Source organism: Aeromonas rivuli, assembly GCF_000820045.1.
Classification (GTDB): Bacteria; Pseudomonadota; Gammaproteobacteria; order Enterobacterales; family Aeromonadaceae; genus Aeromonas; species Aeromonas rivuli.
On sequence record NZ_CDBJ01000047.1, the window covers coordinates 1 to 672 of the forward strand.

A 672-nucleotide genomic window follows, 5' to 3' on the forward strand; every position below is an offset into this window, starting at 1 on the left:
ACATCGCTGGTGCGCACCGATTCGCGGTAGTGGAACTGGCGCACATAAGGGCCCTGCTCCAGGGAGCGGTTGCCGAGATTGAAGAACAGCTCGGGGCCTGGGTTCAGGGCGGCGGCATCGTCGGCGAAGACGATGCGGTGCTTGCCCTGCTCGAACTCGTGGAAATAGAAGATACCCTCCTCGGCGGCGAGGCGGTTGACGAAGTCGAGGTCGGACTCCCGGTACTGAACGCAATATTCCCGCTGGCCATGGTCATTTTTCAGGGCGAAGGCGTAGTCGGTGATGCCCGCCTCCTGCAGCAAGATGCTGATGATTTCATCGGGTTTTTGCGCCTGGAAGATGCGGGCGTTGCGGCGAAGGCCAAGGCGCCACAGGGCCGGTTTGACCTCCAGCTGGTAACGGGTGCGGCGAAAGCCGCTGTCTCCCTGGGCTGCGTCGCTGACCACACCGCTGACCCGGCGCTGCAATTCGCCGTTGTACCAGACCAGCAGCTCGCAGGGCTGGTCGAGCAGGTCGGCGAAGGGGAGATCGGCCTGATGGCTGGCGAGATCGAGCCGCAGGCTGAAGGGGCGACTCAGCTGCTCATCGAGGGTGAACTCGACCAGGGCGAAGGTGGATTCGGGCAAGGCCCCTACCTTGATGGTGAACTGAAGTCCTGTGCTGTCTGCCATG

1 protein-coding gene is annotated in these 672 nt (G+C 62.9%); it reads right to left on the minus strand.

The window, feature by feature from the left end; translation table 11 throughout:
• A partial coding sequence (gene tssI, locus BN1130_RS10745; protein WP_042042008.1) for a type VI secretion system tip protein TssI/VgrG occupies positions 1 to 671 on the minus strand: 671 nt, incomplete at its 3' end.
• Position 672 lies beyond the last annotated feature (1 nt).